The organism is Nitrosomonas sp. sh817 (genome assembly GCF_030908545.1).
Taxonomy (GTDB): Bacteria; Pseudomonadota; Gammaproteobacteria; order Burkholderiales; family Nitrosomonadaceae; genus Nitrosomonas.
Map to the genome: position 1 here is coordinate 1,925,088 of NZ_CP133083.1, position 14,939 is coordinate 1,940,026.

Sequence of the window (14,939 nt, forward strand, 5' to 3'; positions counted from 1 at the left end):
GAGCAAATTTTTAATTGATCGCATTTGCTTCTATGAACTGCCTTGTTCAATTTATTAATTGATATTAAAAACATGATGATAGATAATATTCACTGTGATTACACGACATTATCGACAGGATTATTAGGCAAAATGTCGTATATATTACGTTAGCCAGTCATCATAAATAATCGAGGTTATATGAGCGATAACGACAACAGATGGTGGGAATATTACGCAGTACGGTACTTAGTCGGCACGGTAGTCGGGGCTGGTGTTGTCGCAGCCCTTAATCAAATTCCAGGCTCCCCATATGTGTCACTGCTTTCTTCTCTTACGCATTTTAAGGATGCCTCTTTTAAAGACCTAGCACTATTTGGAGCTATCGGGTTCGCCTTCTGCTACATTGCAAGCGCGCCAGTTTTAGCGCTACACTCCGCACGAGAACACTTGCGTCTCACACAGCTATACAATCACCCACGTAATTTTTTCCTTTGTCTCGCCATCTCAATCATAGTTTCTGTCACACCTTCGCTATATCTGGCACCTACGCTGCCAGCGTTAGTGCTAGCTGGCATACTTACCCTTCAAGTATTTCCATTACTTTGTACATTTTCTACAAACTTCCGTGAAGTCGAAATCTTTTACGAGCATCTATCAACAGCGCGCGCAAAGGGAAAGGGCGAGAAACCTGATTACGCAGTCAAAGAAGTAGTGGAGTCGTTTCGTCATCTACGCGAGCACGGAAACGCCATGCTGATATTGGTATTTGAACTTATCCTAGCATTTATTCTCTTTAAATTGTATTGCTCAAGTTTCGCCATCCCCGTATTGCTTCTATGGCTAGCACCAGCATGCAGTGCTTGGCTTGTTGCTACTATTGTAGAGGTACGATTCGCTCACAAATATGGAAAACCATAAGTTGGCTAACCCTTCATTCCAGGACCGTAGGTTGGGGTGAATGCAATGAACCCCAACATATCCGTGACCACCATGGTGACTAAAGTGCCTAACCATACGCTCCACCCGACCTGTGCCGCATAAGGAGACACGACCGGTGCAGCACAGGTCGTGTGAGCTAGCGCGGGCGGGACGCGCAAACTGCGCGCACCCCTCAATTCAAACGTTAGGCATCAGTTACCATTTACAAAATAGGAGTGAAAATGGGTTGGAACTACGATACAGAATGCAAGGCTTGTGGAGCAAGAGTTAGAGTCGCAGAGCGTCCGATGGGTGTTCCTGGTGGAAAAGAAAAAGAGCAAGGCTATTGCCCGAAATGTAACGAGTTGGTTGCAGAGTTTATGACCGATGGTTTTATTGATGTGCATCTTATCTCTGATACCGATCCCAAAAGCACGAATGCCTAACCCAGCGCTCAAGAGGGACGGTCGCTATCGCTCCCGCCCCTTAGCTCCACGTTAACCTCATGCGATATTCCGGTATTTTTCTCTTGGTTTTTGTATTTCATTCAAGCTTTGCCTTCTCAACATCCAGCACATGCCCGGAAGTTTCAGATTACGAATGTTTGGTAAAAAATTCGATTCCGTTGTATCAAGAGGATTTTGAGCAATGGTGGAAAATTTACCATCACGCCGCAGCCAAAGCCAAGACATGCGAAAATTTCAAGGATGTTACGCTTTTCTTGCGCCTATGGTCTGGCAGCACTGATGGAGAAATGGCTGAGGGTCTTGTCACCGATACTGAGGAAATTCTGATCAACAACAGCCAGTGTTTTTTTGAAGGATTGCTGGAGTTATCAAAGGAGGAAATAGCTGCGTTCATTACGCACTATTGCCCACTGACAGAGCCGGAGCTCATTGTCAGAGCACTCAAGCAAGCCTTGGAAAATGCACGCTACCGGCATATAGCAGCGCAATTACTGCAAGAAACTTGCATTCAAGGATCGTAGGTTGGAGTGAATGCAATGAACCCCAGCATATTCCTGAATTTTTCCAGAGATTTTTCACAACAGTCCCGTGCATTGAACGTACCATAAAGAAGCAACAATGACATAGTGCAAGTGTGCTTTCGCCGTTTGTCGCGATCCTTCAAACCGTGATTTAATTGGAAGCCATATTTTTATATGGAATCTGACATATCGATATGCTAAGCTGATTCTATGAAGAAAGCGCGGTTTGAGTGGAATGCGGATAAGGATGCCGAGAATCAGCAGAAACACGGCGTTGCTTTTTCCTTGGCGCAATATGCTTTTGCTGATCCTAATCGTGTTATCGCCGAGGATATTGCGCATAGCGAAACGGAAAAGCGTTATTTTTGTTTCGGTGCGGTTGAAGGCGGCATTCTTACCGTCCGCTTCACTTATCGTGGCGGAGTGATTCGTATATTCGGCGCCGGTTATTGGCGAAAAGGAAAAGTAATTTATGAGCAAAAAAATCAAGTATCAGGATGAGCCGATTGAAGCCAAAATCATTGAGGATTTTCTGCCCTCGCCCGAGCAGCTTGCTTTCCGGGAAGAGGGCGTGAAAGTGACGATTGCGCTCAGCAAGAAAAGCGTTAAATTTTTCAAAGCGGAAGCAGCGAAACACCATACGCAATATCAGCGCATGATTCGAAACCTGATCGATAGCTATGTCGATGCTTACGATAAAACTTCAGCAGTATCAAATTCAGCTGCAACTGAACAGGAATGAGTTTGTTAGTAAAACCGAAATGAATCAAGATTGAAAATTACATTCAGTTTTTTTCAATTTACGTTAGACGCTTATGAGCATGTTCTCTTCATTGAAGGCTCAGGCCAAGCAACTTAAGCAGCACACCCTCACGGTGTATTTCGCTGCGCGTGATCCACGCACGCCCCTTCTTGTTCGCGCTCTAGCGGTATTCGTGGCTGCATATGCCCTCAGCCCCATTGACCTCATTCCAGATTTCATCCCGGTCATTGGCTACCTTGATGATCTATTGTTGATCCCGCTTGGTTTGGCCTTGGTTGTCCGGCTTACTCCACCAGAGGTTTTAGAGTCCGCTCGGGCGCAAGCGAAGCAAGCCGCCAACAAGCCCATCAGTTATACCGCCGCAGCATTCTTCGTGGCGATATGGTTTGTCGTGGCATGGGTTGTTGTCAGTTGGGTAGTCAGTGTTGTTCATGCCTAACATGGCGTGTGAGAGGGACGCGCCAAAAGCGGTGTTTCCCTCAACTTTACGTAAGGGAAGCGCTGATTAATTGACTGCACGAGCGAATTGCTTCGTTGCGCGGTACTCACTCCCTCGCCTATCAGATTGATAGGTCTCGGCTGTTGCGTTCCGTGCGCCTCACCCTTCATCACGTTCGTTGAATTAATCAGCGCTTCCTTAGATTACTCGGAAAATCTATTCATTACATTTCACAAAGACTTTACATTGTCTCAACAATTGCGGGTGATTGTTATTTTATAGTTTCACCATCGAAGCTTTACCCGGCGATCCAGTGAAACTTAAACAAATTTGAATGAAATATTAAGGAGACAATCATGACGACCATCACTTTTATCGTTAAAGGCAACACCGCAGCAGACAAACAATCCAAAGTACGCGTTGATGTGACCGAGCGGCAGGACGGCGCACTGTTCTTTGAAGTCAAACAGCATGGTTTTTCAATCAACCAACTGTACGGCGTTTATTTCGATGTGGCTGATAAATCCCTCCTCAATACCCTCAGAGTCAACGAAGATTCCAATGTCCAGTATGTCAGCAGCGAATCGGCTGCTGCGACAGGCACGCACGGTGCCGGTGATGCAGTCGCACGTTATGGCATCGGCCACAGTTTCATCCGCACTTACAATTTTATTCTGACAAGTGTCCAGCGCAGACTTACTTTAGCTGATTTCGCCAACATCAAACTCGATTGCGCCAGCGACAATACTACATCCCAGAACGACGACGACAGCCATCGCTGGTTGTACATGAGCCTGGCTTAACAGGCCCGTTGAGAAACGTTTTCGAGGCAGCCGATGCAAGGCAAAAACAGGTGAGAAAGCGCAGTTTATGTCTAATAAATAAGCATTTCTAGCCTGTTTTTAACACCGCAGCGGATTATTTGAACTGAGCATTTATAGGATTTGACAAGGAAGCCATCATCATGAGAACCAACGAACCCGTAACCCAGCGTGACATGGGCATGAACAATGAAACCGAAATCATTTCAACTACCAATCTGAAGGGCATTCTGACATCCGCCAACGACGACTTCATCCGCATGAGCGGCTTTACCTGGGATGAACTGAGCGGCAAGAATCATAACATCATCCGTCATCCCGACATGCCGCCCGAAGCATATGCCAACCTGTGGGAAACTTTGAAGGGCGGCAAGCCGTGGATGGGCATCGTTAAAAACCGCAACAAATGCGGCGACCATTACTGGGTGGATGCTTTCGCCAGCGCGCAATACGAAGACGGCCAAGTGATCGGCTACCAATCGGTGCGGGTCAAACCGAAACAAGAATGGGTCGACCGCGCTGAGGCGCTGTACGCAAAAATCATGTCGAAAAAAACGGATTCCGACAAACGCCGTTCGACGCTGAGCAGCTTAAAACTGACACGTTTCCCGCTGTCGTTTACCACCCGGGTGGGTCTGAGCGTATCGAGCCTGTTCATCATACTGTTCACGATCCTGGCCGCTGCCGGGCAAATCGCGTGGATACCAGCATTGGCGGGCGCCGTCACGGGAGCGGGAGTCAGTTATGCCACCGTATACACTTTATTGTCCGGACTGCGCAAAATGGCCGCACGTTCCGAAAAAATCGCCAACGATGCGTTAACACGCTATATCTATACCGGCAGAACCGACGAAATCGGCCAAATCGAATACGCGCTGATCTTTATGAACGCTAAACTGCGCACCGCAATCGGACGCGTCAAAGAATCATCATCGGTGCTAGATCATTCAGCGTCGGAAATCGCAACCGGCAACCTGTACTTATCCGAACGCACCGAGAATCAGGCATCGAGTCTGGAAGAAACAGCATCCAGCATGGAAGAAATCACCTCCACCGTACAGCAGAATGCCGACAATGCGCGCCAAGCCAATCAACTCGTACATGACTCGCAACGTTATGCGGAAAAAAGCGGCGCGGTGGTTACCAGCGCCATGCATGCAATGGCTGAAATCCACGACAGCAGCAAAGAAATTGCAGAGATCATCAATGTTATCGACAGCATTGCGTTCCAAACCAATCTGCTGGCGCTCAATGCAGCCGTTGAAGCGGCCCGGGCGGGTGAACAAGGGCGCGGATTCGCGGTAGTCGCGAATGAAGTGCGTAACCTGGCTGGCCGCAGCGCGGATTCCGCCAAACAGATCAAGACATTGATTAACGACAGCGTGGCCAAAGTGGAAAAAGGTACCAGCCTGGTCAACGAATCCGGTGAAGCGCTCAGAAAGATCACCGAGAGCGTCAAGAAAATTTCCAGCATCGTGGCCGAAATCTCCGAATCCTGCCAGGAACAAGCCAACGGCATCGAGCAAATCAACCAGGCGGTATCGCAGATCGACGAAACCACGCAGCAAAATGCCGCGCTGGTCGAAGAATCAGCCGCTGCCAGTGAAGCAATGTCACAAAAAGTCAAACTGCTTGCCGGCTTGGCATACCAGTTCAAACAGGAAAATGCCCATTAAATTAGAAAAGATTCAACCGGATTGACACAGCAGGCTTTTGACAGGACAACAGCTCTTGTCAAAAGCCTGCTCATGTTGATAGAAATATCAATGTATCCATTTGCCATGCTTTGTTTCGATCTACTTGACGGCCGGGGAGAATTTTCCATTACCTGCCGTAGCCATTAACACTAAAATATTGCGCTGCATCAAAGTCCTATCAGATTAGTTTGATAGAATTCTTTAACCGGAGTGCGAAATGTCACATTCGCGCGCGGTTAATTCTGTTAGGCTATTTTTGCTGCAATTGGCGAAACCGGCCAGCAGCGTTTAAATCTGTCGTTTGCTCCAAATTCTGTTTCTCTACAGGCTGTTAACCGATAGCCTGCTCATATTATTCCGATAAGGAGAACATCATGGCCATAAAAGACAATCCTAGGTTTTACGAGTTCGTCGTCGTCACTTAGCTGGTTGACGTTAAAAGCGACACCAAACCACCGGAAGTTTTTGTGTATGCATTTTCAGCCGATGGGCGCATGCTGACGTCCGCGTCGGCGAAAGATGGCGGCAAAGCGGCGTTGCGCGTGCCTGTAACGGCCAGCAAAGAGCGGCTGCGTATTCTGGTCGGTCCGGCATCCGAAGAGAAAGACGCCGGGTATGACGATCTAATCCGCCGCGGCGCGCAGCAGCAGTTTTTGCTGGCCGACCCCAGAACTCCGGTCAAGGAATTGCGGTTCCGCGTGTTCCCGGATATTTGGCATTGCTGGTTTTTCCGCGCGTGTTTCGTGCGCGGAAAGCTGATGAAACGGATTACCGTCGGCGGCACGGCGGTCGAGTATCCGGTGTGCAATGCGACGGTCGAGGTCTTCGAAGTCGATCCGCTGCATATCCTGATTCCGAAGCTGCCGGATTCCATCATCGACCGGCTGCGCGATGTGATTGTGCATCCGCGCCCCTGGCCGTCGGTCGTCGATCTCCCGCGAATCCCCGAACCGTTTCCTTGGCCCGGCCCGGGACCCGATCCGGCGCCATTTGAACGGCGCATGATGATGGCGGCTTCCGGCTCCATGCAGGAAGCCGTTGCGCCAGAAGATGCCGCGGATGCGTTCGACGAAATCGCGAACGCGACGGAATTGAAATACATCGCCAAAGCCGGCAGCCGGTTGCAATTCCAGCAGGCGTTGATCGACCACGCGTTCATTATCCGTCCGTTGCTCTGCCGTTTCTTCCCGCTGCTGGTGACCAAGCAAAAAGTCGCGACCACGACCACCGATGCTTGCGGAAAATTTCAGACGGTGTTTTTCCGCAGCTGCAACGATACCGACATTCCCGATCTTTATTTCAAAGCGCGCCAGCGTTTGTTCGGTTTCCTGGATGTGACGATTTACGAACCCAAGCCGGTTTCGTGCCATACGCATTGGGATTACGTCTGCGGCACCGAGGTCACGTTGTACACCAAGCATCCGCTGGCGCAAATCTGCTCACCTTGCCCGCCGGTGATCGGCCCCGCTAATTGGGTCGCGTTTCTTGCCATCGGCGCGCATGCATTAAGCCACATCTACGGAACCGCGCCGTCGCTACAAGGCAGCACCGACGACGACAATCGCGGTTTGACCGATAGCGGCGCACCGTGGGGCGGCTTGCTGCGTCCGCGCCTGGAGTTTTCCAATGCATTGGAAGCGCTCGGCGTGAAGTATTACCGGATTTCCTGGCGCAAGGGCGACAGCGGTGATTTCGCACCGCTGAGTAGCGCGGTTTATCACTATTACCGCCACGATGTGAATACGCCGACCGGACCGATGCCGGCATGGACACCGTATTTACTCGGTCCTAAGAACGCCGACGACGGCGCCGGCCACATGGTGCCCGATCTGTTCGAGATTCCCTACCCGTCGGTCGCACCCGAAGGGGTTTGGGATGCGCCGCCGCATATCAGCGAGATCGTTGAGCATTTCAGCAATGCGAAATTCCCGACACAGGAATTGGCTGCGGGCATGACGTACGATGCCAATGGCAATACCGTCGGAACGGATAACAGCGGTAAGTATCAACTCAAGCTGGATTTGTTCAATGCTACCGGCCAGCCGGTCAACATCGCGGCATCAGGCATCCAGTATGTGGTGCCGGATGTTCCCGACCTGACCGGCACAATTTATACCACCGCTGCCGCGCCGCTCGGCTTGGTTTCCGGCAACAGCATGATTGTGACGCTGCACGTCGACAATAATCACTGCTTTGCCGGTATCGATGCGCCAACCATCGGAGCCTTGGCAGCGGATCCTTGCTGCGGCGTGCTGAATTATGCCGCCAAGGATTCCGTGACGATGACATGGCAGGCCAAGCATCCCCACGGATTTGCGAAATATCACTTCGGTGTGGTTCGTGGCGCTAATTCCGTGCTGCAATTGCCTTCTCCCGGCGGCTGGGATCCGGTCGGTACCGGCTCGTTCTCAACCAGCCGCGCGGTATCGAATTTGCTGAACGACAACTTGCCTCCGGGTTGCGCATTAGACGGCTGCCCGGTCGCCGGATTCAGCGAAAATCTGTACGTGGATGCGATGGCAACGGACGGCTGGACCAATGAACTCGGTTACGATGCCAGCGCGGTTCGCGCGTTCGTGCTGTCGAGAGCGGCGGTTTAGGGCGAGTCGAAATGGAGGAGCTGTCGCGGGTTTGCTGAGTTTCCAGGCAAGCTGCGCCAGCTTCAAAATTTTTTAACCTGAACAACCCTGGAAAAATGGAAAAGCAACGTACGGTGAGTTCACAGATGAGTAGCAGGAACCAACGATTTGAATTTTATTGCCTCGCCTTGGCGCGAGGCGGTTCTGAAATACTAGGGAAACGCTGATTAATTGACTGCACGAGCGAATCACTTCGTTACGCGGTACTCGCATCCTCGCTTATCTTGTTGATATGCTTCGGTTGCTGCGTTCCGTGCGCCTCGTGCTTCATCTCATTCGTTGAATTAATCAGTGTTTCCCCGGGGCTTAAAAGAAATGAAGCGATCGCTTCAATTGCCTAGGAAAAGTACATCGACACAAAAATCAAAGCAGCGGCTACGCCACCGATGATTGCCAAATTGACACCCAGATTTTTAAAGGTAACAACATCAACTTCGTCTAACATGTTCATGATTTCCTCCAATAATGAGTTTTAGTGGAGGTTGTATTCTGAATGGAATTCGGATTGAATTTATTGACATAGATCAACAAACATCAAATTGATTCCAATGCTTACCTGCGATGCGCCATTTCGATGATCGCTATTGATCAAACCGCCAGTTACTTTAAATTCCGGCTTTTCTTGATTAAGTCGTAGGCGATCTGGACTTCCTTGGCTTGTTCGGTGGCTACCGCGATCATGTCTTCCGGCACGCCCTGCCCCATCAATTTATCCGGGTGGTATTGGCTCATCAACTTGCGGTAGGCGCGTTTGATTTCCGCATCGCTGCTGTCTTTGTCAACACCCAGCGCCCGGTAGGCATCGTCCAGCGCGTTCGCGGAACTGGCGCCGCCAGCGGCAAAGTGCATTTGATTCATTACCATATCGAGCAATTGCTCGAATGCCGCCGGGTGATAGCCCAAACGGCCGGCGATGGCTTGCAGCAACTCTTCTTCCGCGGCATTCAAGTGACCGTCGGATAACCCCATGATAATCAGATACACCAGCAGCATCTGTTTCAGATCCGGCGAGTAACCGCAAGCCGTCAGAAATACGCTGAGTTGCGGATGAATATCGTAATCTTTGACTGCACCCTGCTTGAACAAAGCAATCGCTTTGAGCCGGTGCTCCTGGGTCATGCGCAGCTTTTGCATGAATTGTTCGACGTGGGCGATCTCGCTTTCGGAAACACGCCCATCGGCCTTGGCCAATTTTCCCATCAGGATAAATACGGTTTCCAGAAAAACCGATTGGCGGCGCGTAGCGCTGAACGGATTGACGCCGCCGGGGCCATAAGCCACTAGCCTGTCAATGAAACTGCCGCCGATCAGGCCGAGAATCAATCCGATAAAACCCAACACCAGAAAACCGGAAATGGCGCCCAATATCTTGAACATGACTATTTCAGACTAACGGTAAAACGATGATAACGAACCGGTTGTAAAACCGACGCGGCTTGCGCGTTTGATAACCGCAGATCCGGTTTACGATTGTTTGGCCCATTGTTCCGGGGTCAGCGTTTTCATCGACAGCGCGTGAATTTCCTGCTTCATCCGGTCTCCCAATGACTTGTAAACCAATTGATGCTGCTGAACTATACTTTTCCCTTGAAATTGCGCGCTGACGATCAGCGCCTGAAAATGACGGCCGTCGTCGCCTTCGACCTGTACATGTTCACACGGTAATGACGATTCGATATAGGTTTTTAAATTCTCTGCGGTCAGCATGGCTGTTCTCCTTATAATGTGGTTTGAGACAAAATTGTATCGTCCGGTTAATGCCGTAATTTGTAGCCGGTTTTGAGCATCCGTATCGCCAGTAGGGAAATGGCGATCAAGCATGATGCCACAATCGCCAGGCTAATATAAGGCGAAATATCCGAAATGCCCAAAAAGCCGTAACGGAAGCCATCGATCATGTAAAAGAACGGATTGAGATGCGACAGCACCTGCCAGCCGCCCGGCAGCGAATGGATGGTATAAAACACGCCCGACAGAAACGTCAGCGGCATGATGATGAAGTTTTGAAAAGCGGCCAATTGATCGAATTTATCCGCCCAGATTCCGGCGATCAATCCTAAAACGCCCAGAATGCCGCTGCCGAGCAGCATGAAAACAATCGACCAGACCGGCAATTGCAGCGGGATATCAAAAAAAGCCCAGGTAACGGCATACACACCCAGCCCGACCAGAATACCCCTGACCACCGAAGCGAGGACATACGCCAGGAAAATCGTGTGATACGGCAACGGCGATAGCAGGATAAACACGATGTTGCCGCTGATTTTCGATTGAATCATGCTGGACGACGAATTGGCGAAAGCATTTTGGATGATCGCCATCATCACCAGCCCGGGAATCAGAAAATCCGTGTAGGCAATGCCCGGATAAATTTCCACATGCGTTTCCAGCACGTGAAAGAACACTAATAAATACAACAGCGTCGATACCATCGGCGCAACGATGGTTTGGAAACCGACTTTCCAGAAGCGCAGCAATTCCTTGTAAAACAATGTGAAAAATCCTGTCATTTCACTAATTCTTATTTTCTCTCATGATGTTGATAAACACATCCTCGAGATCCGGCTGTTGCAAGTGCATTTCGACGATTTCGATATTCGCGGCTCGTAATGCCGCCAGCACAGCTTCGATGTGCGCGTATTGGCCGATGCGCAGCTCATGTACGCCGTCTTCGTGCTTAAGTAAGCGATCGCGCAACCCTTCCGGCAGGGTGTCGGGCGACAATCGCAGCCGCAGCGAGTTGCCGGCCGTCATTTTACCAATCAGATTGTGCGTGTTATCGAGCGCGACGATGCGGCCCTGCTTCAGCATCGCCACCCGGTTACACAGTGTTTCCGCTTCTTCCAAATAATGCGTGGTCAATACGATGGTATGCCCATCCTTATTGAGCTGCTTGATGAATTCCCACAGTGTCTGGCGTAATTCCACATCGACCCCGGCGGTCGGTTCGTCCAAGATGATCAGTGGCGGTCTGTGTACCAATGCTTGCGCCACCAGCACGCGGCGTTTCATGCCGCCGGATAGCGAACGCATATTGGCATGGGCTTTGTCACTCAGATCGAGGCGCTCGATGATTTCATCGACCCAGCGGCCGTTGTTGCGGATGCCATAATACCCGGACTGGATCAGCAGGATTTCGCGCACCGTGAAAAACGGATCGAACACCAATTCCTGCGGCACGATGCCCAAATTCAACCGCGCTTGCTGATAACCGGTTAAAACATCATGCCTCATGATTTGCACGGTGCCGCTATCCGCCAGCGTCAACCCGGCAATGATGCTGATCAGCGTCGTTTTCCCGGCGCCATTCGGCCCCAGCAATGCGAAAAACTCCCCGGGATAGATGCTTAGATCAACGCCGGATAGCGCTTGGACTTGTCCAAAATGCTTACTGACGCGCCGGACTTCAAGAGCAGGTAACATGAGAAAAGACTAGATAAGAATCGCTTTGACGGTAACCATGGACAGCCGTTACCGGTTCAAGCGCTAGCAGGTACCGGCGTTTCGGCGGAGATCACCGGGATCAGTTCCGCAACCCCGTATAATTGAATGAGGCTTCTGAGATTCCCGGGCAGATGAATAAACTGTAAGGATCGATTGGTTTTCTGAGCGGTGCGCAACCATTCCAGCAGCATGCTGATAATCGTGGAATCGACCTCGGTCACGCCTGCCAAGTCGACTGTCAGGGATTGATTGTCAAACAATGCAATCCCCCGGCGCGTCAGATCCGCGACATGATCGATCGTTACCGGCCCTTGCAACACAATGCGGTCACCTTCGCGCAAGATAACAGGAACCGGCATTTTCGGATCGTTCATCGCTATATGAATTTATTTTTTGCCTTCCAGCGATTTGTTCTTATCGGAGAGCGCCTTTAACAATCCTTCAACGCCGCCCTTGCGAACCTGGCTATTAAACGTGCCGCGGTAATTGGTCACCAGACTCACGCCGGCAACCGTTACATCGTACACTTTCCAGCCATCGGGTTTTTTCTCCATGCTGTAATCGATCGGCACCGGTTCTTTGCCTTTGCCTTGCATGACCACTGTACGCACCATCGTTTCGGTTTTATCGCCTAACGCGGGCAACGGTTTAACTTTGATGATCTCATCATGATAACTCGTCAATGCGTTGGAATAAGTGCGTACCAGCAACGTGCGGAATTCATCCACCAGTTTGGTTTGCTGTTCCGGCGCGGCCTTGGTCCAGTGCTGTCCCATCGCCAGTTGCGTCATGCGCGAAAAATTGAAATGCGGCAGAATCTTGGTCTCGATCAGATCGAGCATTTTTTCTTTGTTGCCGTTTTTCAACTCCGCATCTTTATTAATGATATCGATGACTTCTTTCACAGTCTGATCGACCAGTCTATCCGGCGCCATTTCCATCGCCCATGCCGGAGAAATCAGCAGGCAGGAAAAAATCAATCCAATCGCTCCAATTATTCTTTTCATTGTCCCCTCACCAAGTTAAAAGTTGTTTGCTGCAATACTAAACCAATCAGAAAGAAAATAACAAATATCCGTTCGTTTGCCGGACGGTCAGAAAGAATCGTCTTCCGCTGCTTTGTTAAACAGAAAACGTCCGATTAATTCCTCCAGCACCATGGCTGAATTAGTTTTCATAATTTTATCACCTTCTTTGAGCATCGCTTCGTCGCCGCCCGCTGCCAGGCCGATATATTGCTCCCCCAGTAGCCCCGAGGTCAAAATGCTGGCAAATGTGTCTTTGGGAAATTGAAAGCGGCTGTCCATACTCATGGTTACTACCGCATCATAGGTTTGCGTGCTGAATTGAATATCGGTGACACGTCCGACCACGACACCGGCGCTTTTCACCGGCGCGCGCACTTTCAGGCCGCCGATGTTTTCAAAATTTCCGGAAATCGTATAGCTGTGCGATGGATTATAGACATTCAGATTGCCAACCTTAAGGCTCAAAATCATCAACGCGACAATACCCATCACGACAAACAAACCCACCCATAAATCCATGGTTGTCCGCTGCATTAACTAACTCCTCTAAACATGAAAGCGGTCAATATAAAATCAAGTCCTAAAATTACCAGTGATGATGTCACCACCGTGCGCGTAGTCGCTCCGGATACGCCTTCGGCTGTCGGCGGCGCGTCGTAACCTTCGAATACCGCAATGGCCGTCACCGCAACACCGAAAAAACAGCTTTTAATAAAACCGTTCAGAATATCGATGCGGAAATCGACCGCGCTTTGCATTTGCGACCAATAAGAACCTTCATCGACACCGATGAAAACGACAGTGACCAAATAACCGCCGTAGACCCCCATCACCGAAAAAATAGCCGCCAGAAACGGCATTGAAATCACCCCTGCCCAGAACCGCGGCGCTACCACCCGCGCAACCGGGTCGACCGCCATCATGCCCATCGCGGCCAACTGCTCGGTGGCTTTCATCAGGCCGATTTCGGCAGTGATCGCAGAACCCGCGCGGCTGGCGAATAGCAATGCGGCCACCACCGGCCCCAGCTCCCGCACCAGCGACAACGCCACCAAGGTGCCGACCGCGGATTCCGAGCCGTACTTCTGTAACGTCTCGTAGCCCTGTAACCCCAATACCATGCCGACAAACAAACCGGATACGACGATGATGATGAGCGACAGTACCCCGGTAAAATACAACTCGCGGATCACCAAATTGAAGCGGCGGAAACTGGTGCCGGATTTGAGCAATACCAGCAAGAAGAAACGGCTGGCAACGCCAAGGCGCCACAAGCTTTCAATGGTGCGGTGACCGATATTGCGGATACCGGTAACAATCCGTCTAGGCAAGAGCATTCTCCAGATTCAGGTCGCTCCGGTAAGACCGCGCCGGATAATGAAACGGCACCGGTCCGTCTTCCTCGCCGTGCACAAACTGATGCACGAACGGCGCGACCGATTCGCGCACTTCTTCCGGCGTGCCTTCCGCTGCGATCACGCCGTCCGCAATGAAATAGACATAATCGACGATTTTCAGCGATTCCTGCACATCGTGCGTCACCACGATCGAAGTCATCCCCAGCGCATCGGTCAAGCGCCGGATCAGATTACCGATCACGCTCAGCGAGATCGGATCCAGTCCGGTAAACGGTTCATCGTACATGATCAGCATCGGATCCAATGCGATCGAACGCGCCAGCGCCACCCGCCGCGCCATGCCGCCCGACAATTCGTTCGGCATTAAATGGTGCGCGCCGCGCAAACCGACTGCGTTCAGCTTCATCAATACCAAATCACGAATCATCGATTCCGGTAAATCGGTATGTTCACGCATCTGGAAAGCGACATTATCGAACACCGACAAATCGGTGAACAATGCGCCGAACTGAAACAACATACCCATCTTGCGGCGCAGTTTAAACAGCGCATCGCGATCCAGCTCGTGCACCACTTGCCCGGCAAAATTGACATATCCCGAAGATGGCTGCATCACGCCGCCGATCAACCGCAACACGGTGGTTTTCCCCGATCCGCTGCCGCCCATGATGGCAACCACTTGCCCTCGCTTCATGGTCATATTGATGCCTTTCAGAATCGGGCGGGTATCGTAGGAAAAATTCAAGCCTTTAATCTCGATTAAGTTTTCAGATGCCATGAGACTGCACAATAAAATGGATGGTTTGGAAGATGCGGGTTATTGATGCGATTGCTTTGAATTTAAAATCAGTCTTTGAAATAT

18 protein-coding genes are annotated in these 14,939 nt (G+C 50.6%); 9 read left to right on the forward strand and 9 right to left on the reverse strand.

The window, feature by feature from the left end; all coding sequences use genetic code 11:
- Positions 1-180: 180 nt before the first annotated feature.
- The 9 genes from RBH92_RS08995 (at position 181) to RBH92_RS09035 (ending at position 8,208) form a co-directional block, all read left to right on the forward strand.
- A complete protein-coding gene (locus tag RBH92_RS08995; protein ID WP_307931750.1) occupies positions 181-900 on the forward strand; it encodes a hypothetical protein in 720 nt (239 codons plus the stop codon).
- Between the two features lie 242 nt (positions 901-1,142).
- A complete protein-coding gene (locus RBH92_RS09000; RefSeq protein ID WP_307931751.1) occupies positions 1,143-1,346 on the forward strand; it encodes a hypothetical protein in 204 nt (67 codons plus the stop codon).
- A gap of 158 nt (positions 1,347-1,504) precedes the next feature.
- The gene (locus tag RBH92_RS09005; RefSeq protein ID WP_307931752.1) at positions 1,505-1,888 is read left to right on the forward strand and encodes a hypothetical protein; all 384 of its coding nucleotides are present in this window, start codon (positions 1,505-1,507) and stop codon (positions 1,886-1,888) included.
- 210 nt (positions 1,889-2,098) lie between these two features.
- Complete coding sequence (locus RBH92_RS09010; RefSeq protein ID WP_307931753.1) at positions 2,099-2,389, forward strand: BrnT family toxin; 291 nt, start codon at positions 2,099-2,101, stop codon at positions 2,387-2,389.
- On the forward strand, positions 2,361-2,630 hold the full coding sequence (locus RBH92_RS09015; RefSeq protein WP_307931754.1) for a hypothetical protein: 270 nt from the start codon (positions 2,361-2,363) through the stop codon (positions 2,628-2,630). The genes RBH92_RS09010 and RBH92_RS09015 overlap by 29 nt, the downstream gene beginning before the upstream one ends.
- Before the next feature lie 73 nt (positions 2,631-2,703).
- On the forward strand, positions 2,704-3,090 hold the full coding sequence (locus tag RBH92_RS09020) for a YkvA family protein (RefSeq protein WP_307931755.1): 387 nt from the start codon (positions 2,704-2,706) through the stop codon (positions 3,088-3,090).
- 356 nt (positions 3,091-3,446) lie between these two features.
- Positions 3,447-3,893, forward strand: coding sequence for a hypothetical protein (locus tag RBH92_RS09025; protein WP_307931756.1), 447 nt, complete (start codon positions 3,447-3,449; stop codon positions 3,891-3,893).
- 161 nt (positions 3,894-4,054) lie between these two features.
- Entirely contained in the window at positions 4,055-5,587 is a 1,533-nt protein-coding gene (locus tag RBH92_RS09030; RefSeq protein ID WP_307931757.1) for a methyl-accepting chemotaxis protein, read from the forward strand.
- A 488-nt stretch (positions 5,588-6,075) separates the two neighbouring features.
- Positions 6,076-8,208, forward strand: a complete 2,133-nt coding sequence (locus RBH92_RS09035) for a hypothetical protein (RefSeq protein ID WP_307931758.1) — start codon at positions 6,076-6,078, stop codon at positions 8,206-8,208.
- Between the two features lie 639 nt (positions 8,209-8,847).
- Here the strand turns inward: RBH92_RS09035 and djlA are convergent.
- The 9 genes from djlA to RBH92_RS09080 form a co-directional block, all read right to left on the reverse strand.
- A complete protein-coding gene (gene djlA, locus RBH92_RS09040) occupies positions 8,848-9,624 on the reverse strand; it encodes a co-chaperone DjlA (RefSeq protein ID WP_307931759.1) in 777 nt (258 codons plus the stop codon).
- Positions 9,625-9,711: 87 nt separating this feature from the next.
- Positions 9,712-9,954: a BolA family protein gene (locus tag RBH92_RS09045; RefSeq protein ID WP_307931760.1), complete on the reverse strand. Its 243-nt coding sequence runs from the start codon at positions 9,952-9,954 to the stop codon at positions 9,712-9,714.
- Positions 9,955-10,001: 47 nt separating this feature from the next.
- Positions 10,002-10,757: an ABC transporter permease gene (locus RBH92_RS09050; protein ID WP_307931761.1), complete on the reverse strand. Its 756-nt coding sequence runs from the start codon at positions 10,755-10,757 to the stop codon at positions 10,002-10,004.
- Positions 10,758-10,761: 4 nt separating this feature from the next.
- Entirely contained in the window at positions 10,762-11,670 is a 909-nt protein-coding gene (locus RBH92_RS09055; RefSeq protein ID WP_307931762.1) for an ABC transporter ATP-binding protein, read from the reverse strand.
- Positions 11,671-11,726: 56 nt separating this feature from the next.
- The gene (locus RBH92_RS09060) at positions 11,727-12,065 is read right to left on the reverse strand and encodes an STAS domain-containing protein (RefSeq protein ID WP_307931763.1); all 339 of its coding nucleotides are present in this window, start codon (positions 12,063-12,065) and stop codon (positions 11,727-11,729) included.
- A 12-nt stretch (positions 12,066-12,077) separates the two neighbouring features.
- On the reverse strand, positions 12,078-12,698 hold the full coding sequence (locus tag RBH92_RS09065; RefSeq protein ID WP_307931764.1) for an MlaC/ttg2D family ABC transporter substrate-binding protein: 621 nt from the start codon (positions 12,696-12,698) through the stop codon (positions 12,078-12,080).
- An 87-nt stretch (positions 12,699-12,785) separates the two neighbouring features.
- Positions 12,786-13,253: an outer membrane lipid asymmetry maintenance protein MlaD gene (mlaD, locus tag RBH92_RS09070; protein WP_307931765.1), complete on the reverse strand. Its 468-nt coding sequence runs from the start codon at positions 13,251-13,253 to the stop codon at positions 12,786-12,788.
- Complete coding sequence (gene mlaE / locus RBH92_RS09075) at positions 13,253-14,050, reverse strand: lipid asymmetry maintenance ABC transporter permease subunit MlaE (protein ID WP_307931766.1); 798 nt, start codon at positions 14,048-14,050, stop codon at positions 13,253-13,255. The genes mlaD and mlaE overlap by 1 nt, the downstream gene beginning before the upstream one ends.
- On the reverse strand, positions 14,043-14,855 hold the full coding sequence (locus RBH92_RS09080; protein ID WP_307931767.1) for an ABC transporter ATP-binding protein: 813 nt from the start codon (positions 14,853-14,855) through the stop codon (positions 14,043-14,045). The genes mlaE and RBH92_RS09080 overlap by 8 nt, the downstream gene beginning before the upstream one ends.
- Positions 14,856-14,939: the final 84 nt, after the last annotated feature.